17 protein-coding genes, 3 tRNA genes and 2 rRNA genes (1 of these 22 cut by a window edge) are annotated in these 19066 nt (G+C 56.0%); 11 read left to right on the top strand and 11 right to left on the bottom strand.

Translation table 11 applies throughout. The features are described from left to right. Nucleotides 1-65: 65 nt before the first annotated feature. The 3 genes from SYC_RS05060 to SYC_RS05050 form a co-directional block, all read right to left on the bottom strand. The gene (locus SYC_RS05060; protein ID WP_011243264.1) at nucleotides 66-1409 is read right to left on the bottom strand and encodes a trans-splicing intein-formed DNA polymerase III subunit alpha C-terminal partner DnaE-C; all 1344 of its coding nucleotides are present in this window, start codon (nucleotides 1407-1409) and stop codon (nucleotides 66-68) included. A 102-nt stretch (nucleotides 1410-1511) separates the two neighbouring features. Further along, nucleotides 1512-2885 carry an MFS transporter gene (locus SYC_RS05055; RefSeq protein WP_011243263.1) on the bottom strand — a complete coding sequence of 458 codons (1374 nt, stop codon included), beginning with the start codon at nucleotides 2883-2885 and terminating at the stop codon, nucleotides 1512-1514. Continuing rightward, entirely contained in the window at nucleotides 2882-3322 is a 441-nt protein-coding gene (locus SYC_RS05050; RefSeq protein WP_011377628.1) for a VOC family protein, read from the bottom strand. Before SYC_RS05050 ends, SYC_RS05055 begins: the two co-directional genes overlap by 4 nt. An 83-nt stretch (nucleotides 3323-3405) precedes the next feature. On the opposite strand from SYC_RS05050, the gene SYC_RS05045 reads away from it, so the two are divergent. After that, a tRNA-Gly gene (locus SYC_RS05045) sits at nucleotides 3406-3476 on the top strand. A gap of 8 nt (nucleotides 3477-3484) precedes the next feature. On the opposite strand, the gene SYC_RS05040 is transcribed toward SYC_RS05045, so the two are convergent. Then, nucleotides 3485-3721, bottom strand: a complete 237-nt coding sequence (locus SYC_RS05040; RefSeq protein ID WP_011377629.1) for a hypothetical protein — start codon at nucleotides 3719-3721, stop codon at nucleotides 3485-3487. Nucleotides 3722-3799: 78 nt separating this feature from the next. On the opposite strand from SYC_RS05040, the gene SYC_RS05035 reads away from it, so the two are divergent. Next, nucleotides 3800-4630, top strand: coding sequence for a DUF3598 family protein (locus SYC_RS05035; RefSeq protein WP_011243261.1), 831 nt, complete (start codon nucleotides 3800-3802; stop codon nucleotides 4628-4630). On the opposite strand, the gene SYC_RS05030 is transcribed toward SYC_RS05035, so the two are convergent. Next, nucleotides 4602-5159: a hypothetical protein gene (locus tag SYC_RS05030; protein ID WP_234701802.1), complete on the bottom strand. Its 558-nt coding sequence runs from the start codon at nucleotides 5157-5159 to the stop codon at nucleotides 4602-4604. The two genes, SYC_RS05035 and SYC_RS05030, sit on opposite strands and share 29 nt — an antisense overlap. A 228-nt stretch (nucleotides 5160-5387) precedes the next feature. On the opposite strand from SYC_RS05030, the gene SYC_RS05025 reads away from it, so the two are divergent. The 4 genes from SYC_RS05025 (at nucleotide 5388) to SYC_RS05015 (ending at nucleotide 8953) form a co-directional block, all read left to right on the top strand. Then, the gene (locus SYC_RS05025) at nucleotides 5388-6248 is read left to right on the top strand and encodes a thiazole synthase (RefSeq protein WP_011377630.1); all 861 of its coding nucleotides are present in this window, start codon (nucleotides 5388-5390) and stop codon (nucleotides 6246-6248) included. A gap of 83 nt (nucleotides 6249-6331) precedes the next feature. Then, complete coding sequence (gene psb34, locus SYC_RS13790; protein ID WP_011243258.1) at nucleotides 6332-6502, top strand: photosystem II assembly protein Psb34; 171 nt, start codon at nucleotides 6332-6334, stop codon at nucleotides 6500-6502. A 93-nt stretch (nucleotides 6503-6595) separates the two neighbouring features. Then, nucleotides 6596-7804, top strand: a complete 1209-nt coding sequence (locus SYC_RS05020; RefSeq protein ID WP_011243257.1) for an NAD-dependent epimerase/dehydratase family protein — start codon at nucleotides 6596-6598, stop codon at nucleotides 7802-7804. A gap of 15 nt (nucleotides 7805-7819) precedes the next feature. Continuing rightward, nucleotides 7820-8953 carry a glycosyltransferase gene (locus SYC_RS05015; protein WP_011243256.1) on the top strand — a complete coding sequence of 378 codons (1134 nt, stop codon included), beginning with the start codon at nucleotides 7820-7822 and terminating at the stop codon, nucleotides 8951-8953. On the opposite strand, the gene mrdA is transcribed toward SYC_RS05015, so the two are convergent. From mrdA to SYC_RS05000, 3 genes are all read right to left on the bottom strand, one after another. Then, nucleotides 8908-10725 carry a penicillin-binding protein 2 gene (mrdA, locus tag SYC_RS05010; protein ID WP_011243255.1) on the bottom strand — a complete coding sequence of 606 codons (1818 nt, stop codon included), beginning with the start codon at nucleotides 10723-10725 and terminating at the stop codon, nucleotides 8908-8910. The genes SYC_RS05015 and mrdA overlap by 46 nt on opposite strands. A gap of 96 nt (nucleotides 10726-10821) precedes the next feature. Continuing rightward, nucleotides 10822-11169: a hypothetical protein gene (locus tag SYC_RS05005; RefSeq protein ID WP_011243254.1), complete on the bottom strand. Its 348-nt coding sequence runs from the start codon at nucleotides 11167-11169 to the stop codon at nucleotides 10822-10824. Between the two features lie 38 nt (nucleotides 11170-11207). Further along, entirely contained in the window at nucleotides 11208-12212 is a 1005-nt protein-coding gene (locus SYC_RS05000) for a YheT family hydrolase (protein WP_011243253.1), read from the bottom strand. A gap of 98 nt (nucleotides 12213-12310) precedes the next feature. Here SYC_RS05000 and bchI point away from each other — a divergent pair, with 98 nt between their 5' ends. After that, nucleotides 12311-13405, top strand: a complete 1095-nt coding sequence (gene bchI / locus SYC_RS04995; protein ID WP_011243252.1) for a magnesium chelatase ATPase subunit I — start codon at nucleotides 12311-12313, stop codon at nucleotides 13403-13405. A gap of 136 nt (nucleotides 13406-13541) precedes the next feature. Here bchI and rpiA read toward each other — a convergent pair whose 3' ends face one another. The 3 genes from rpiA to SYC_RS04980 form a co-directional block, all read right to left on the bottom strand. After that, the gene (gene rpiA, locus SYC_RS04990; protein ID WP_011243251.1) at nucleotides 13542-14267 is read right to left on the bottom strand and encodes a ribose-5-phosphate isomerase RpiA; all 726 of its coding nucleotides are present in this window, start codon (nucleotides 14265-14267) and stop codon (nucleotides 13542-13544) included. An 88-nt stretch (nucleotides 14268-14355) separates the two neighbouring features. Continuing rightward, the gene (locus SYC_RS04985) at nucleotides 14356-15576 is read right to left on the bottom strand and encodes an HhoA/HhoB/HtrA family serine endopeptidase (protein WP_011243250.1); all 1221 of its coding nucleotides are present in this window, start codon (nucleotides 15574-15576) and stop codon (nucleotides 14356-14358) included. Between the two features lie 150 nt (nucleotides 15577-15726). Further along, nucleotides 15727-16467, bottom strand: a complete 741-nt coding sequence (locus tag SYC_RS04980; protein ID WP_041677101.1) for a metallophosphoesterase — start codon at nucleotides 16465-16467, stop codon at nucleotides 15727-15729. Between the two features lie 310 nt (nucleotides 16468-16777). On the opposite strand from SYC_RS04980, the gene SYC_RS04975 reads away from it, so the two are divergent. The 4 genes from SYC_RS04975 to SYC_RS04960 form a co-directional block, all read left to right on the top strand. Continuing rightward, nucleotides 16778-18266 (top strand): 16S ribosomal RNA (locus tag SYC_RS04975). Nucleotides 18267-18427: 161 nt separating this feature from the next. Further along, nucleotides 18428-18501 (top strand) — tRNA-Ile (locus SYC_RS04970). Between the two features lie 33 nt (nucleotides 18502-18534). Further along, nucleotides 18535-18610: transfer RNA gene (locus tag SYC_RS04965), tRNA-Ala, on the top strand. A 201-nt stretch (nucleotides 18611-18811) separates the two neighbouring features. After that, nucleotides 18812-19066, top strand: a 23S ribosomal RNA gene (locus SYC_RS04960) (it continues 2623 nt past the right edge of the window). Together the 16S and 23S rRNA genes with 2 tRNA genes alongside form the textbook arrangement of a ribosomal RNA operon.

Genomic DNA, 19066 nt, shown 5'->3' with positions numbered 1-19066 from the left:
AAACAAGAAACCCCCAGAAATGGCTCTCTGAGGGTCAACCGCGATCGCTGTGTGGGGTGGTTGGCCTAGGCTGGCGACAAGAGGGCTTCGGCGCGGGCTTGAAAATCAGCGGCTTGCAGTGCTTCCACAGCCTCCTCTGGATCCTCAACGCGGAATTGGGCGCCCAAGCGGACGAAGTAGCGATCGCTGCCGGCTTGAATCACTGCGACGACAGGCACCTTCGATCGCTCCTCTTCGCGTTTCTGCTGCAACAGCAGTTCCTTGAGGCGTTGCTGCTGGACGATGTCGCTGGCTTGCTCGACGCTCAGTTCAACCAAGACGAGGCGGACATGGTCGATCGGCTCGGCATCTTCGATGATGAATTGCACTTGGTCGTCGCGGCGATCGACCTTGCCCCAAAGCATCAAGCGGGCATCCGCTTCGATGTAGTGGCCAATGCGTTCGTAGCTGCGCGGGAAGACGACGGCTTCGGTGTTGCCGCTCAGGTCTTCGATCCGCAAAATCGCCATGCGATCGCCCTTTTTGGTGACGACGGGTTTGACTTCTGTTAGTAGAGCGATCGTGCTGATCAGACCGCGATCGCAGTAGTCTTCTAAGTCACTAATGCTGGCGGGGGCGAGGAGTCGCGCCGGTTCTTGCACCACTTTGAGTGGATGATCGGAGAGATAAAAACCCAGCAGCTCTTTTTCCAGCTTGAGCTTTTCGTCGGGGGAATAGTCGGGAACGGCAGGCGCTTTAGGCGCGGTGTCCAGCGGGCTGCTGTTGCTGTCGTTACTGCCCAGCATGTCGAACAAATTGCCTTGGCCACTGGCGCGGTCCTTGGCTCGGCTGTTGGCCCAATCGATAACTAGTGGGAGATCAGCGACGAGCTGCTGACGGTTGGCCCCGGTTTCTAGGACATCGAGGGCGCCGGCGTGAATCAAAGATTCCATAGCGCGGCGGTTGAGCGACCCCGTATCTACGCGATCGCAGAGATCCGCCAGCGATAGAAATGGGCCGCCTACGTCTCGGGCCGCCAAAATCGACTCGATCGCGCCCAAACCCAAGTTGCGAATTGCCGAAAGGCCGAACAGAATGCGATCGCCGGTGGGGGTAAAGTCCACGCCCGAACGGTTAATGTCTGGCGGCAGGACTTCGATCCCCATGGCCGCGCAGTTAGCGATGTATTTCTGCACCTTGTCGGCATTGCCACTGTTGACGGTCAGCAGCGCCGCCATGTATTCGACAGGAAAGTTGGCCTTGAGGTAAGCCGTCTGGAAGGTGACGTAGCCATAGGCGGTGGAGTGGCTCTTGTTGAAGCAGTTGGAGGCCACAAGGCCATTGGCCAGCACAAAGTTATGTACGGTTGCCACGCCAAGGTCGTAGACGGGTTGCACACCCAAGGAACGCCGCCGAACAATTTTGACCACGGGCTACAGGCTCAATCCACTGCGTCGATCGTGCCACATAGGTCTACGGCTGAGGGCTGCTTGCTGTCGCCGATCGCGGGTGCCCCAGCGGTGAAAAGGTTTCTAGACCTGCGATCGCCGTTCGGCAAGTTGTAAGAGCATGGCTTCGTGGCGATCGCGGGTAATCGGATAGCCCTTGGCGCAGAGGATTCCCAAAATCAGACAGAGTGTGGGGAAGGGTGCAACTGCGACTCGAATTGCCCAGAGGGCGCTGTCAGGTTGAACAACGGTTGAGTCACCGGGAATCAAACCAGCGAGCGACAGCGCTTGGCCAACGATAAATAAACCCAACGCCAGTGCGAGTTTTTGCAAAAAGACCATGAAGCCGTAGTAAATCCCCTCGCGGCGCTGACCCGTTTGCAGCTCATCCCATTCGATCACATCCGGCAGCATTGACCAAGGAATCAGGTAAGCCACGGAAACACCACAACCGGCCAAGATCGCCATGACATACATCAGACCCACTTGGTTGGGTTGCAGAACAAACAGGCCGACTTGGGCGATTAGCCATAAGCCGGTACCCCAGTAATAAACGGCCTGTTTGCCAATGCGATTGCTCAGCCAACTCCAGCCAAAAAGAGTGACTAACGCGGTGCCCTGCACTGCCAACATCACTGAAGTGAGATCGGGGTCGGGCAATCGCATCCAGTAGCGGACAAAGTAGGGAATCACGGAGGCTGTCGCTTGCACGGCTAGCCAAGAGCAGAGGTAAAGGCCAATCACAAATAAGAATGGTTTATTGCCTTTGACGACCTGCAATTCTTCGGCAATCGATTGGCGTGGCGGTAGAGTGGTTTCGACCAACGGCTGCATGAACTGATAGCGACGACGGGTGCCCCAAACACAGATAAAGACGGGAAGGACTGACGCGATCGCTGCGATCGCCCCTAGCCATTGGTACTGTTCTTGTGGATTGGGAATGAGGCTAAAAATTGCCTGAGCGAGCAAGAGCGAGAGGATACTGCCGCCAATCGAAAAGCTAAAGCGAAAGCTGTTGAGTTTTGTGCGATCGTTGTAGTCCTGGGTCAGCTCCGGCGTCAGGGCGGTGTAAGGCAAGTTAACCGCTGTGTAGAAGCTGTTAAACAGCAGTGCAACCACGACATAGAAAATAAAGAGCCAAGTTGGATTCTGAGTCGGAACAATCCACTGCAAGTAAAAAGTGAGTCCGAGGGGAATAGCAGCCCAGAGCATCCAAGGGTAGCGGCGGCCCCAGTTGCGACTCTTGGTGCGATCGCTCAACCAGCCAATCAAGGGGTCATTGACGGCATCCCAAACCTTGCCAATCATCAGGATGCTGCCGGCCCAAGCGGCATCCAAGCCCGCTACCGTCGTTAGAAAAAAGAGCAGGAAGAAAACCTGCAAATTCGCCATGACTGCTGTGCCAAAGTCACCAACTCCGAAGCTGAGTTTGGTGCGTAGGTCGAGTTGAGGAATCATGAAGGGTCGCAGCGAATTTCTAACAGGGTGCCATCAGGGTCGTAAAAATAGACACCGCGACCGGTCGGACGGCTGACTGGCCCTTGGGCGATCGCGACATTCTGCTCTTGGAGAATTTGCACGGCCGCATCAAATTGCTCGGGCGCAATGTCGAAGGCCAGATGGGCAAAGCGGGTAAATTCTTGGCTAGGGTCGGGGTCAGGCGGCTGCAGTTTTGGTGCTGCGAACAGGTCCAAAATCACGCCATCTGGTAGCCGAAAGTTGGCAACCTGACCGGCCTCAACCAGCGGTCGCAGCGTACTAGGAACCTGATCATCTGTCAGCTCCGCTAGTCCTAAAATCTCGCCGTAAAACTGCCGCGATCGCGCTAGATCTTGCACATGTAGCGCAACGTGGTGGACGCCCCTCAGCCAGCCTTGAGAACGGGCGATCGCCATAGTGCCATCCTCTTGCAGCACAGTTGAGGGTATGTCAGCCCACTCAACACTGTTATCGCCGCATGATATTGTGAAATCTGCCAGCGGGCTTAGTTTAGTGGTAAAACCTTAGCCTTCCAAGCTAATGATGCGGGTTCGATTCCCGCAGCCCGCTCTGAAGCTTTAATCCTCGAATTCCACGTCTAGGCGATCCCCCCAGCGCTCGCGAATGGCTTGGCGGATCCGGTAGAGCACTTCAGCTTGTACGGGTGCTAGTTGCTGCGAAAGCTGCACGATTGCCCGTGCCTTTTGCAAGTTGATTCTGCCGTCACTGAGAAAGTCCCGATCAATCTCTTGGAGAATGTGTTGAAGCTCTGCTTCTTGATCGGCGGTCAATGAGGGAACCCCTTCTCGTTTCATAGTGGTTGTTAGTCGGTGACTGTACCCCTATAAAGCCCGATTGCTTCGGCGTAACTCACCTTGCAAGGCGATGCAAATATGAAATCGGTCTGGAATTGCTTGCTGGAAAATGTAGGTGAGTGGCGAGGCAGCTTTACCAGCCTGAACCTGCAGGGCGAAATCCTGTCTGAGCAGCCGACGGTCGTGACTCTCAGCGCTAGTGCTGATCGCCAACAGGCCAAAATCGTTGTTGACTATCAGCAGCAACCCGATCGCCGGGTTGAGATTCCCTTCACGAGTGTCAGTCGCGCTTACCTTGGCTTTGACGACGGGGCTTTTTCCCAAGGTGGCATGCAGCTTGCCCCGTTTGGGGAGTTTGGCGCAGAGCAGGGCTTGCTCGCCGATCAACAGCGCCGCCGCTTGGTCTGGCAGTACCGCGATCGCCAGCTACAGGGGCTAACCCTGATTCGGGAGGCACTACCTGGCATTGATGCGTTCCAACAAGCTCCGTTGACCGTTCAAGACTTGCTGGGAACCTGGAGCGGAATCGCCGAAACTCGGTATCCCGACTGGCGATCGCCCGATCGCGTCACCACCCAACTCCGTTTGGAGAAAGTGGGGAATCAGTTGCAGTCCCAGCTCGACTGGGGCGATCGCACGATCGAATCCCTTGCGCCAATTCAAGGATCGCAACTGGTCTTTGTCGGCAAACAACAGGCAGTCACGATCTGGCTATTACCCGGTGGCGTGAGCTGTGCTTGCCCGACAGAACTGGCCCTTCGATCGCCTTTTCAGCTTGAACTAGGCTGGCTCGTCAGTCGCGATCGCCGACTGCGCCTGATCCGCAGTTTCGATGCCAGTGGTGCGTGGACGAGTGTGACTCTCATCACCGAGCAGCGGCTTAGCGATTCGTCGCAGGTGCGGGTTTGATCGCTAGGACCCCAGTGGGCTGAATGATGCTGTTGGGAACCCAGTAGAACAGGGCTTCACCGGGAATGCGTTGCTCATCGGGCAGAGCTAAGAAGCCGATAAAGCCGCCACCGGAGGAACTTGCAGCCGTGGGACCGAGATTTTGCCGTTCGTAAAACTCAATTTGGCCCGTTTGGCTGTCGATGTAGCCAAACACATCAGACTGGCGATCGCTGCCCCAGTTGAGCAGACCGGAGAAGGACAGCACCCGGCCGGAGATCGAATAGCCAGTCACTTGTAGGCCAGTCGGATAGTTCTGGGCTTGGGTACTCCCTTCGTAGTTAAAGTTGCCCTTCCACTGGCGCGGCAGACGCTCCAGCAAGACCTGAGGAGAAGCCCAAGGTGCTAGCTCAGGCGTAACGCGATTAAAAAAGGCATCACGGTTAAAAATGCTTTGAGCCGTCGCCGGTAGTGCTCCGGTGGCCACCGTCGTGGCGGCTAGCAGTGCAGACAAAAAGAGCGATCGCATAACATCTCGACGAACGACCATCGCCATTATGGCAGGCCAGTCGAGGTCAAAAAAAAGCCCCGGCAGAACCGAGGCAGTCGATACAGAGCTGAGTCGAGGAGGAGAAGGGTCAGTTCTCGAAATGCTTGTTCTGAAACGCTGAGTAAGCGTTAGCAGGTCGTCACTGTCTTTCTCTGTAAACTTTTGTAACTCTTTGTCGCAATTTTGTCAACATCCACAATCTCGATTCGGCTCAGGCAAGTCGGAATAATGGAAAACAGTTGTGCTGATGCCGAGTTCATGGTCGCCACCCCCGACACCACTGCCGATGTTTTGACGATCGCCGGACGGTCGTTTCGATCGCGCCTGATGACGGGGACGGGCAAATACCGCAGCTTTGAGCAAATGCGCGCCAGCATTGCCGCCAGTGGCTGCGAGATTGTGACTGTTGCAGTGCGGCGAGTGCAGACCAATGCTCCCGGCCATGAAGGCTTGGCCGAGGCTCTGGACTGGCAAAAGATCTGGATGCTACCGAACACTGCCGGCTGTGCCACGGCAGAGGAAGCAATTCGGGTCGCCCGCCTCGGGCGGGAAATGGCGAAATTGCTGGGTCAGGAAGACAACAACTTCGTCAAGCTGGAAGTCATCCCCGACAGTCGCTATCTGCTGCCCGATCCGATCGGGACGTTGCAGGCGGCGGAGCAGTTAGTCAAAGAGGGCTTCGCAGTCTTGCCCTACATCAATGCCGATCCACTGCTTGCCAAGCGCTTAGAAGAAGTGGGCTGCGCAACGGTGATGCCCCTGGGCTCGCCGATCGGTTCGGGGCAAGGCATTCGCAACGAAGCCAACATTCGCATCATCGTTGAGAACGCGAAGGTTCCCGTTGTTGTTGATGCCGGCATCGGTACCGCCAGTGAAGCTGCACAGGCGATGGAACTAGGAGCCGATGCCCTGCTGATCAATACCGCGATCGCTCAAGCCGAAGATCCGGCGCGGATGGCCCAAGCGATGGCCATGGCCACGATCGCGGGTCGATTGGCCTTTCAAGCGGGTCGGATTCCCACGCGATCGGCGGCGATCGCTAGCTCTCCGCAAACAGGCTTGGTCGGGCAGTCACCAGCCACTGTTTAGAAGCTGCAGCGACTCAGGGCGATGACAGCATCCTTTGCTACTCTGGGGCACGACAGAGCTGTATTGAGGTCTCATCCATTCCCATGCCCTACACCACCGAAGAAGGCGGACGGCTTAATAACTTCGCCAAAGAACCCAGAATGTACCAAGCAGAAGCCAACGCTGATCAGGGCAAAAAATGGCTCTGGACGGGCGGGGCTGCCCTGGTGCTGATTGCAGGGATGTTAGTGATTGCCGTGTCTGCTTCTCACTAGTGTCATGGACAACCGCTCCCGGGGATCGCTCTGTGGTAATTTGGCCGTGAGCCTGATTGCCCCGGTCAAACGCGATCTCAGGAGCGGAACTGCGTGAAGATTCTTGTATTGGGTGGCGATGGTTTCTGCGGGTGGCCCTGCGCTCTCAATTTGGCTGCTGCAGGTCACGCCGTCACCATTGTTGACAACCTCGTTCGCCGCAAGACAGACGTGGAATTGGGGGTTCAGTCCCTCACTCCGATCGCGACGATTGAACGCCGGTTGAAGGCATGGCAAGAAACGGGCGGGCAGCCGATTAGCTTTGTCAATCTCGACTTAGCGGCTGATTACGATCGCCTCTGTGCACTACTGCTAGAAACGCAGCCGGATGCGATCGTGCATTTTGCCGAACAGCGCGCCGCCCCCTATTCAATGAAGAGTGCATGGCATAAGCGCTTCACGGTCAATAACAACGTCAACGCCACCCACAATCTGCTCTGCGCCTGTGTGGATGTCGGCCTCAAGTCCCACATTGTCCACTTGGGCACCATGGGCGTCTATGGATACGGTAGCCATCGCGGGGCTACGATTCCTGAAGGCTACTTAGAAGTGGAAGTCGTCCAGCGGGATGGCCAACGCTTTGAAGAGAAGATTCTTCACCCCGTTGATCCGGGTAGCGTCTATCACATGACCAAGACGCTGGATCAATTGTTGTTCTACTACTACAACAAGAACGACAACATCCAAGTCACCGACCTTCACCAGGGTATTGTCTGGGGCACGAACACCGATCACTGTAATCTCCACCCGGATCTGACCAATCGGTTCGACTACGACGGTGATTACGGCACAGTCTTGAACCGCTTCTTGATGCAGGCGGCGATCGGCTATCCCTTGACTGTGCATGGCGTTGGTGGCCAAACCCGAGCCTTCATCCACATTCGCGACTCAGTGCGCTGCGTCCAACTGGCGATCGAAAATCCGCCAGCAGCCAATGAAAAAGTCCGCATCTTTAACCAGATGACGGAAACCTACCAAGTCAAGGATTTGGCAGAGAAAGTGGCGGCATTGACCGGTGCTGAAATCGCCTACCTGCCCAATCCACGCAAGGAAGCCCTTGAGAACGACTTGATTGTCGACAACCGCTGCTTGATTGATTTAGGCCTCAATCCGACCACCTTGGACAATGGCCTGATGAGCGAAGTGGTAGAAATTGCGCAGAAGTTTGCCGATCGCTGCGATCGCGCCAAAATTCCCTGCGTTTCTGCCTGGACCCGTAATCAAGCTGAAGCTCTCAGCGCTCCTGAAACCGCTCTGCGCTAAAGTCGCACTCTCTCTATGCGCATCGCTCTCTTTACCGAGACGTTCCTCCCCAAAGTGGATGGCATCGTCACGCGGCTTCGGCACACGGTCGATCACCTGCAGCGTCTTGGCCACACCGTCATGGTTTTTTGCCCCGACGGCGGGCTCCGCGAGCACAAGGGGGCTCGAGTCTATGGGGTTAAAGGCTTTCCGCTACCGCTCTATCCCGAGCTGAAGCTAGCTTTTCCGTTGCCGAAAGTGGGAAAAGCCTTGGAGCGGTTCCGGCCCGACCTGATCCACGTGGTCAATCCGGCTGTGTTGGGGTTGGGCGGCATCTACTATGCCAAGGCGCTAAATGTGCCACTCGTGGCGTCCTATCACACCCATTTGCCGAAATACCTTGAGCATTACGGGCTGGGGGTCTTGGAGGGGGTGCTCTGGGAATTGCTGAAGCTGGCGCATAACCAAGCAGCGATCAACCTCTGTACTTCAACCGCGATGGTGCAGGAGCTGACAGATCACGGCATTGAGCACTGTTGCCTCTGGCAGCGAGGAGTGGATACCGAGACCTTTCGGCCAGACTTGGCTACTGCTGCGATGCGCGATCGCCTCAGTGGCGGTAAGCCCACTGCGCCCTTGTTGCTCTACGTCGGACGCCTCTCAGCCGAGAAGCAAATCGATCGCCTGCGACCCATTTTGGATGCCAATCCTGAGGCTTGCTTGGCCTTGGTCGGCGATGGCCCGCATCGGGCCGAACTAGAGCAATTGTTTGCTGGCACCCAGACGCAGTTCATTGGCTATCTGCATGGGGAACAGCTAGGGGCGGCCTACGCTTCTGCTGACGCTTTTGTCTTTCCCTCCCGGACCGAAACCCTCGGTCTAGTCTTGCTGGAAGCCATGGCAGCGGGTTGTCCGGTCGTGGCGGCCAATTCCGGTGGCATTCCCGATATTGTCAGCGACGGCATTAATGGTTTCCTGTTCGATCCTGAGGATGAACAAGGGGCGATCGCTGCGATTCAGCGCTTGTTGGCTAACCCTGCAGAGCGCGAGATTCTACGCCAAGCGGCTCGTCAAGAAGCCGAACGCTGGAGCTGGAACGCAGCCACGCGCCAACTCCAGGACTACTACTGCGAGGTGTTGGCAGATGGTTGCTTACCCTTAGCGGCCTGAGCTCGAAGCGCCTTCTTGCGGAAGTAGGCTTCCATCACTTGACGGACTTTTGGAGCCGCTGTACTGCCACCGCCGCCGCCTGAGTTTTCGTTGAAGGAAACGACGACGATCTCAGGTTTCTCAATCGGTGCATAGCCGCCATACCAAGTGTGCGATCGCCGGGGCGGATCCTCCGCTGTTCCAGTTTTGCCTGCGTTGGGCGGCAGTGAGGGCACTCGCAGGGCAGCTCCAGTTCCATCCGCGACGACTGAGACTAGCCCGTCCCGGATGACTTTCATCGTGGATGGCTTCAGTTTCAGATCCTCGCGCCATTCTTTGCTGTCGCGATCGTCCTTGAGGAAGTGCGGTTTTACCCGGAAGCCGTTATTGGCTGGAATCGCAAACATCACCGCGACTTGCAGTGGCGTTTGCAGTAAGAAGCCTTGACCAATGGACATATTGATCGAGTCGCCGACGGTCCATTCCTCATTCAGGTTCTTCAGTTTCCAAGCTTTGTCGGGCACAAGACCCCGCCCTTCCTCCGCGGCAAGCTCTACCCCTGTACGCTGCCCCATGCCAAACCGACGGCACATGGCTGCGATCGCGTCGCCGCCAATCCGCTGAGCGACTTGGTAGAAGAAGGTGTCGCTGCTATAGCGCATTGCGCCTACAAAGCCGAGGGGACCAAAGCCCGCATTATTCCAGTCCCAAAACTGAATGCCGCCAACCCGCAGGAAGGGGAAGGTTTGCAGCACGGCGTCGGGGGAATATTTGCCCGATTCCAAGGCCGCTGCTGTGGTCACAATCTTGAACGTACTGGCTGGCGGAAAGGACTGCAGAGCGCGATTGACGAAGGGGAATTCCAGCTGCTGCAGTCGATCCCATTCGGCCTGGCTGATTTCGGTGGCAAAGACGTTGGGATCGTAGGTGGGACGGCTGACCATCGCCAAGATGCTGCCGTCCCGAGGATCGATCGCCACGATCGCCCCCATGCTGTTGCCGATCGCAGCCTCTGCTGCTTTTTGCAGATCGAGATCCAGTGTGATGGTGACATCTTTGCCCGCTCGCGCTTGCTTGTCGCCCAAAATGCGGACGACGTTGCCGAGGGCATCCACTTCTACCTGTTGACCGCCCCACTCACCGCGCAACTGCTTCTCAAAGGCGGCTTCGAGTCCAGCTTGGCCAATGACATCGCCAGGTCGATATCCTTGTTCCTCGCGCCGTTTTAATTCCTCATCCGAAATCTCGCCGGTGTACCCCAAAACGTGGGCTGCGATTGACCCATTGGGGTAGTAGCGCACGCTGTCGTAGTCCACTTCGACGCCGATGAAGTTACGGCGATTTTCTTCAAAAGCAATAACTTGGGGTTGGCTCAGATTTTGGGCCAGGCGAACTCGATAAGCGGCATTGTCTTTCTGGCGATCGATGCGGGCTTGCAGCGTAGACTCCGGCACTTTGAGTAGCTCGGCTAGCCGGCGTCGGGTATCGGGCCAGCGGTCGTCTTTAATTGCCAGCGGCCAAACATAGAGTGAGTAAACGTGGCGGCTACTCGCTAATACACGCCCTTCGCGGTCGAGGATACGTCCACGTTCAGGGAGGCGAGGCAACAGGTGGATGCGATTCTCGTTGGCCAGTTCGCGATTTCGTTCGCCCTGCTGAATTTGCATGTAGGCGAGGCGGCCACCCAAAGCCCCAAAAAAGACGGTGGTGATTCCCAAGAGCAGCCATAGCGACTGATAGGAGCGGCCAACACTGCGGCCCGAGTCGCGATTGCCAAATGTGGGATTCGCCATACCGATTGCGATCGCTGGTCTACAGTCAGGATTGTCCAACCAGTCTACGCAAAGGCGGCGATTGCAGGGTGTAGGCAATCTGCAAACCGCCCTAACCTAGCGAATTGACTCGAGATACTGATCGAGATCTTCCATCAAACGACTTAGCTCGGTTTCGAGACTGAGCCGCAACTCCCCTTGTCGTAGGCTCAGCAAGACTTTGGCAGCAAAGGGACTCGGCCAAAGATTGGGATTGCAGAACACTTCGAGATGAATTTCGCCGACTTCCAACCGATGATCAGTGCTGGGCTGTGGGGTCGGTCGTTGACCAGGACTGAGCGGCGTCGCGGCTTGTCGGAGCTGCTGCAGGAGCTGCTGCAAAACAGACTTGAGCTCTAGGCCAGCCGCCAAATTGAGCGGCAAGCTCAGCGAGCCATTGCTCAGTTGGAGCGTCAAAACGGTCATAGGAGAGTGGCAGATGAGCAGGCGTATCGCCAGTCTACTCAGGCTTTAGGTAAAGTCCCGGAGTCTTCCAACCAGCCTTGGAATCGATCGATCGCCCACCAACGATCGCGGCCCTGCCAATAGCCCACGTGACCGCCATGGCGCGTGATTTCAATCTCTAGAACTGGATTGCGCTGAGCGATCGCTGCGAGTTCGGGGGCGATCGCAGGATGAAAGAAGGGATCGTCTGCGGCGTAGAGAACCAGTCCAGGTACGTGTAGATCGGCAAGAAAAGGTAGCGGACTGCTGGCACGGTAATAGTCGACGCTACTCTGGAAGCCCAAACGGGGAGCAACCAAATAGTTATCAAAGTCCTGAATGGTGGTGACTTGGGCGATCGCGGCTGGATCGAGGCTGCCCGGATGGTGATTGGCAATGTCGGTCGCTAATCGGCACAGTTCGCGACAAATCCGCTGCTCAATCCAGCGACCGAGCCTCGTGCTGCGTAACCAAGGCAGCGATCGCTCGGCATCGAGATTGGGGCAGAGCGACAGGACCGCTGCTGGAGGACAGCCCTCCTGTTGCCCGCGCCAAGCGCCCCAGAGTGCCAGCTGACCGCCGAGGGAATAGCCGCCAAATATGTAGGGCTCTGGCAGCCCCAGCTGCCGAGCTTGTCCAGCTAACGCCAGAAAATCATCGCCTTCCCGTAGCCCATCGCTGGTCAGAACGGGCGACAATTCCAGCGATCGCCCATGGGCGCGCCAGTCAAAGAGCAGCACTGCCAGACCGGCTTGATAAGCAGCAGTTGCCCAGCGCTGGAGAATGCCTTGATTCTGCAGGGACCCGGTGATGCCGTAGGTGGCGATCAAGGTGCCACGGGGATTTGTTGGAATTGCGCGCTCTGTCCAGAGCGGCACATCATCTGCCCCACGTAGGCATTGCCCTTGGTAGATCGGTGCTGGCAGAGATGGCGGGCGATCGCTAGCTAAAGCAGCGGCGATCGTCATTCCCCAGCCTTGGCGCAGAACGAACGGACAACGAAAGCGATCGGGGTAGAGCGGCATGGTCGAACAGGCACCTGATTAGCCGAGCAGGGTTCACGGCAGGGGTATAAGCACTGTGGCACAATGAAAAACGGTCTTTGCTCAGCGTTGCTTTACCCGTGACTGCGACTCTTCCGACTGCGCCACGCCGCACTGTTTTCCCCTTCACGGCGATCGTCGGCCAGGAGGAGATGAAGCTTGCCCTGCTGCTGAATGTGATCGACCCCAAATTGGGCGGGGTGATGATCATGGGCGATCGCGGTACTGGGAAATCAACCACAATTCGTGCCTTGGCTGACCTACTGCCCGAAATTGAGGTGGTGGCAGAGGATCCCTACAACAGCCATCCCAGCGATCCAGAGCTGATGAGTAATGAGGTTCGCGATCGCATTGCCCGTGGCGAAACCCCGACGATTGGTCGCGCCAAAGTACAAATGGTCGACCTGCCTTTGGGTGCGACGGAAGATCGCGTCTGCGGTACGATTGACATCGAAAAAGCGCTGTCGGAAGGCGTCAAAGCCTTTGAACCGGGTCTACTCGCAAAAGCCAATCGTGGCATTCTCTACGTCGACGAAGTCAACCTGCTCGACGATCATTTGGTAGATGTGCTGCTGGACTCGGCGGCTTCTGGTTGGAATACGGTGGAACGGGAAGGCGTATCGATTCGCCACCCTGCTCGCTTCGTCTTGGTTGGTTCCGGTAACCCCGAGGAAGGTGAACTGCGGCCTCAGTTGCTTGATCGCTTCGGTATGAGTGTCGAAGTGCGCACTGTCAAAGATCCGGAACTGCGGGTTCAGGTCGTAGAACAGCGATCGACCTTCGATCAAAATCCTCAGACTTTCCTCGATCGCTATGCCAGCGAGCAAGATAGCCTGCAAGCACGGATTGTTGCAGCGCAAACGCTGCTGCCATCCGTTGAGCTGGACTATGACCTGCGGGTGAAAATCTCGGAGGTCTGCTCGGAGCTGGATATTGACGGCCTGCGGGGTGACATCGTCACCAACCGCGCTGCCAAAGCGCTGACGGCCTTTGAAGGGCGGTCGGAAGTCACCCTCGAAGATATTCAGCGGATCGTTGCCCCCTGTCTGCGGCACCGCCTCCGCAAGGATCCGCTAGAGTCTGTGGACTCGGGGGGCAAAGTGGCGAAAGTCTTCTGCCGTGTCTTTGGCCTGCCGGAGCCGACCGACACCAGTGCCTTCTCTCTGGTCAGCTAATCACTATTTTCAACTGGATAAAGGCTGCCACGCCTTGAAGGCTGTCTCTTCAGGGCGTTTTGATCACAGTGTTTTCAGCCAGCGAAAAGCCAGCTTCGATCTGAAGCTGGCTCAGTTGATTGGGTTGATCGAAAGCCTAGAACTCGCGCACAGAAACGCGATCGCCGTCAACTTCACCAACGAGTACAAGATCGGTCAAGCCAACAAACAGACCGTTTTCCAGCACGCCTGGAATGTTGTTAATCGCTTTCTCCAGTTCTGCGGGCTGGTCAATGCGATCGAATTTCACATCGAGAACGAGGTTGCCTTGGTCAGTCACGACTGGGCCTGCTTTTTTGACCGCCATCCGCAGTTCTGGTTTGCCACCCAATTTTTCCAAGGCTTTGCCGACTTGAATGTAAGCTTCCGGCAGCACTTCCACGGGCAGTAAGAAGGTTGTTCCGAGTGCCTCTACCAGTTTGCTGCTGTCAACGACGACAATGAATTGCTCAGCCCGCGCATCCACTAGTTTCTCGCGGGTATGGCAAGCGCCACCGCCTTTGATCAGGTTGCGTTGTGGATCAACTTCATCCGCGCCATCAATTGCAATATCAATGCGATCGACTTCGTTCAGGGTCGTCAGCGGAATGCCGTATTCATTCGCCAATACTGAGGACTGAAAAGAGGTGGGTACAGCCTGAATATTGGTGAGTTCGCCATTGCGAACGCGATCGCCCAAGTACTGAATCATGAGGGCTGCTGTAGAGCCCGAGCCCAGCCCGACCACCATGCCAGATTGCACCCGACTCGCGGCTGCTTTCGCGACTTCATGTTTCATGTGGGTGACTGGATCCATAACAGGCTTGCGGGTGTTCAACAACATCGAATCAGTATACGGGCCTGCCTGTCGCAACTAAAAAAGGCGACTGAATCCAGCCGCCTGAGTAACCTCATGTGCGAGCGATCGCGGTTTAACCAGCTTGGAGTTCGCCAGTGCGCACAGCAATCTGCTGGCGGTTACCGTCGCGAATCACGCTGAGGTTGAGTGACTGGCCGACTTGGCTCGCTTCGACACGGCGCTGGAACTCATCCGCAGTCGTCACCGCTTGACCATCAGTCGCTATCACCACATCTCCGCGTCGCAGTCCCGCAGTAGCAGCGGGTGCATTGCGCTGAACCCCCATGATTAAGACACCTTGCACTTCTGGTAAGCGCACGGTGGAGTTGGGATCGCGGTTGTTATCTCGAGCCATTTGTGGCGTCAGGGAGAGCAGCTGCACCCCTAGGTAGGAGTGTGAGACTTTCCCGTTTTTCAGCAGCTGCGTTTCAATTTGCTTGGCCGTGTTAACTGGAATCGCAAAGCCAATCCCTGCACCCGGCGCTTGGCGAATGGCGGTGTTAATGCCAATCACTTCGCCCCGACTATTGACCAGCGGGCCGCCCGAATTACCGGGGTTGATCACTGCATCGGTCTGGATAAAGTCGAGGCGCTTATCCGGAATACCGACAGCGCTGCTCCGGCGGCCAAGGCTGCTGACAATCCCTAAAGTGACGGTGTTGTCGAGTCCGAGCGGGTTCCCGATCGCGATCGCCCAGTCTCCGACCTCGACATTACTGGAATTGCCGATGCGAGCAGTGGGCAGCCGTTCACCTTTGGTATCAACTTCTACCAACGCTAAATCAGTGACAGAGTCTGCACCCCGCACTCGTCCCGTAAATTCTCGACCATCCCGTAGCGTGACCCGCACTTGATCCGCATTGGCGACCACGTGGGCATTGGTCATGATCAAGCCGTTACCATCTACGACAAAACCAGAACCCTGACCACGCTGTACTTCTTGCCGTGCTGGCGGATTGACATTGCCAAAAAAGTCAGACCCAAAAAACTCACGGAAAAACGGGTCATCAAACATGGGAGCTGCCCGCCGTGTCACCGTCCGCTCAGTATCAATCCGAACGACTGCAGGGCCAATCTGACGGACTGCTGCTGCAACAAAACTATCTGGGTTACTGTTGGGAGCTGCTGTATTCGCAGGAGTCGCTTGTGCGATTTCTACAGGTGCTGCTTGGGCCAAAGAGGGACGTGCTTGTAATCCGCCCACTGTCACCAAGACGCCCAAGCTAATTGCCAGGGTGTGACTCAAGATTGCGCGGACTGATAACCGGCGCTGACCAGAACGACGATGACGCATGACACCTCCGAGATCCACGAACGCTCATTCAGTAGTGGGTCGCGAACTGACGTTAGCGATCGCCACCTATCCTAAGCAAAGAGTGATAGAGCCTGTAGACGCTGGGACTCCAGTGACGGTTCCAAGATCTGTCTAAGATGCAAGCCCTGTTCAAGCGAAATGAATTGAATCGGTGTCAACCCAATGGATTTGCGATCGCCAAGATCCATCTGGCTCTAGCTCTAGCGATCGCCAACCAGCCGGCAGCTCAGGCTGGTCAAATTGCATAGCTGTGGCGGGGCACCCGAGGAAGGTAGTCAAACCACGACCTTGAATAAATGCCTGATGAGCATGCCCCGAAAGCACAAGGCGGACTTGCTGATGGTGAGCAATCACTTCTAGAAACTCTGGCCCGTCCTTAAGCCCGATCGCATCCATCTTGGTAACCCCGATCAGCACCGGTGGATGATGCAGCATCAGCAAGGTTGGGGACGAGTCTTCTCCTAAGCGCTGATCCAGCCAGTCAAGTTGATCGCCCCTCAATCGACCATCTATCCGTTTGGGTTGGTAGGAATCCAGTGCAATGATTCGCCAGCCTTGGATGGAATAGACAGGCTCACCCATAAAAGGCGATCGCCCACAAATTTCCGTCAAACGCTCAGGCTGGTCATGATTACCCGCGATCGCAATAGCAGGACAACCTAGTTCTTCAACCCAATCTCGTAATCGCTCATAGCTAGCAGGGCTGCCATCCTCGCTCAAGTCGCCACTCAGAAGAAGTAGATCGGGCGATCGCTGTTTGAGATTGCCAAATACGGCAGCGGCTCGGGGTGTTGTCACGCAACCTCGAAGGGCAGCTTGCGGATCGACTAGGAGATGAAGGTCAGTAATTTGAGCGATCGAGAGGGTCATTGCATCTCCAGCAAAGTCTTCAACCACCCCAAAACCCAGTCTCCGTCTACTCTTCTGTCCATCCCGAAAAAATTTTTCTCTGAGGGGGTTGACGCGACTAGGCGAGTTAGGTAGATTAATTAAGCGCCGGTGAGAGCGGAGCGGAAACGCGAAGCGGGGCTGGCGACAGGACCTAGACAAGAGAATAGTTTAGAAGCCAGTCTTGAGGGACTCGTCAATAAAATGATGAATCCGGTTAACTGGGTTCGGGAAAACTTACGAACTTGGAAGTCTTGCCTAATGGGTGAGATTTCAAATTAAGAGTTCAACCAAAATGGAGAGTTTGATCCTGGCTCAGGATGAACGCTGGCGGCGTGCTTAACACATGCAAGTCGAACGGGCTCTTCGGAGCTAGTGGCGGACGGGTGAGTAACGCGTGAGAATCTGCCTACAGGACGGGGACAACAGTTGGAAACGACTGCTAATACCCGATGTGCCGAGAGGTGAAACATTTATGGCCTGTAGATGAGCTCGCGTCTGATTAGCTAGTTGGTGGGGTAAGGGCCTACCAAGGCGACGATCAGTAGCTGGTCTGAGAGGATGATCAGCCACACTGGGACTGAGACACGGCCCAGACTCCTACGGGAGGCAGCAGTGGGGAATTTTCCGCAATGGGCGCAAGCCTGACGGAGCAACGCCGCGTGGGGGAGGAAGGTTTTTGGACTGTAAACCCCTTTTCTCAGGGAAGAAGAAAGTGACGGTACCTGAGGAATAAGCCTCGGCTAATTCCGTGCCAGCAGCCGCGGTAATACGGGAGAGGCAAGCGTTATCCGGAATTATTGGGCGTAAAGCGTCCGCAGGCGGTTAATCAAGTCTGTTGTCAAAGCGTGGGGCTCAACCTCATACAGGCAATGGAAACTGATTGACTAGAGTATGGTAGGGGTAGCGGGAATTCCAGGTGTAGCGGTGAAATGCGTAGATATCTGGAAGAACACCAGCGGCGAAAGCGCGCTACTGGGCCATAACTGACGCTCATGGACGAAAGCTAGGGGAGCGAAAGGGATTAGATACCCCTGTAGTCCTAGCCGTAAACGATGAACACTAGGTGTTGCGTGAATCGACCCGCGCAGTGCCGTAGCCAACGCGTTAAGTGTTCCGCCTGGGGAGTACGCACGCAAGTGTGAAACTCAAAGGAATTGACGGGGGCCCGCACAAGCGGTGGAGTATGTGGTTTAATTCGATGCAACGCGAAGAACCTTACCAGGGTTTGACATCCCCCGAATCTCTTGGAAACGAGAGAGTGCCTTCGGGAGCGGGGAGACAGGTGGTGCATGGCTGTCGTCAGCTCGTGTCGTGAGATGTTGGGTTAAGTCCCGCAACGAGCGCAACCCACGTTTTTAGTTGCCATCATTCAGTTGGGCACTCTAGAGAAACTGCCGGTGACAAACCGGAGGAAGGTGTGGACGACGTCAAGTCATCATGCCCCTTACATCCTGGGCTACACACGTACTACAATGCTCCGGACAGCGAGACGCGAAGCCGCGAGGTGAAGCAAATCTCCCAAACCGGGGCTCAGTTCAGATTGCAGGCTGCAACTCGCCTGCATGAAGGCGGAATCGCTAGTAATCGCAGGTCAGCATACTGCGGTGAATACGTTCCCGGGCCTTGTACACACCGCCCGTCACACCATGGAAGTTGGCCATGCCCGAAGTCGTTACCCTAACCGTTCGCGGAGGGGGGCGCCGAAGGTAGGGCTGATGACTGGGGTGAAGTCGTAACAAGGTAGCCGTACCGGAAGGTGTGGCTGGATCACCTCCTTTCAGGGAGACCTACCCTACTGATAACTGCGAGAAGCGCAAGCTTCATATTTGATAGAGCGGTATCAGAGGTCAACCTAGGTCGGTCGAGTCTTTCGAGCAAGGGCTTCTAAACTAGTCTGGGTTTTTCCTAGACAAAGATGTTTGGGTCAAGAGCAGGATGTGGGCTATTAGCTCAGGTGGTTAGAGCGCACCCCTGATAAGGGTGAGGTCCCTGGTTCAAGTCCAGGATGGCCCACCTAGCTTTTTCATGAGAGTGAAGAAGTGATGTGGGGGTTTAGCTCAGTTGGTAGAGCGCCTGCTTTGCAAGCAGGATGTCAGCGGTTCGAGTCCGCTAACCTCCACCAAAAGACTGCTTAAAATTCAAAAAATCAGTTCAGCATCTTAAGTTTTCGATTTTCGTATCGGAAGGTTAGGAATGCTGAGTTGAAAGACTCAGCAAGAACCTTGAAAACTGCATAGAGATGAGAGTGTAGGTATCACAGACACCATCTTCATCATCACTTGATTGAGTCAAGTGGGAGAAATGGAAGTCAGAAAGAAGTAGTGGTCAAGCTACGAAGGGCTTACGGTGGATACCTAGGCACACAGAGGCGAAGAAGGACGTGGCTACCGACGATACGCCTCGGGGAGCTGGAAGCAAGCATTGATCCGAGGATTTCCGAATGGGGCAACCCCATGTACGGCCACCTGAATCCATAGGGTGGCGCGAGCGAACCCGGCGAATTGAAACATCTTAGTAGCCGGAGGAAGAGAAAACAAAAGTGATTCCCTCAGTAGCGGCGAGCGAACGGGGACCAGCC

This window comes from Synechococcus elongatus PCC 6301, assembly GCF_000010065.1.
In the GTDB taxonomy this organism is placed as follows: domain Bacteria; phylum Cyanobacteriota; class Cyanobacteriia; order Synechococcales; family Synechococcaceae; genus Synechococcus; species Synechococcus elongatus.
This window is presented reverse-complemented; position numbering and strand designations above follow the sequence as displayed.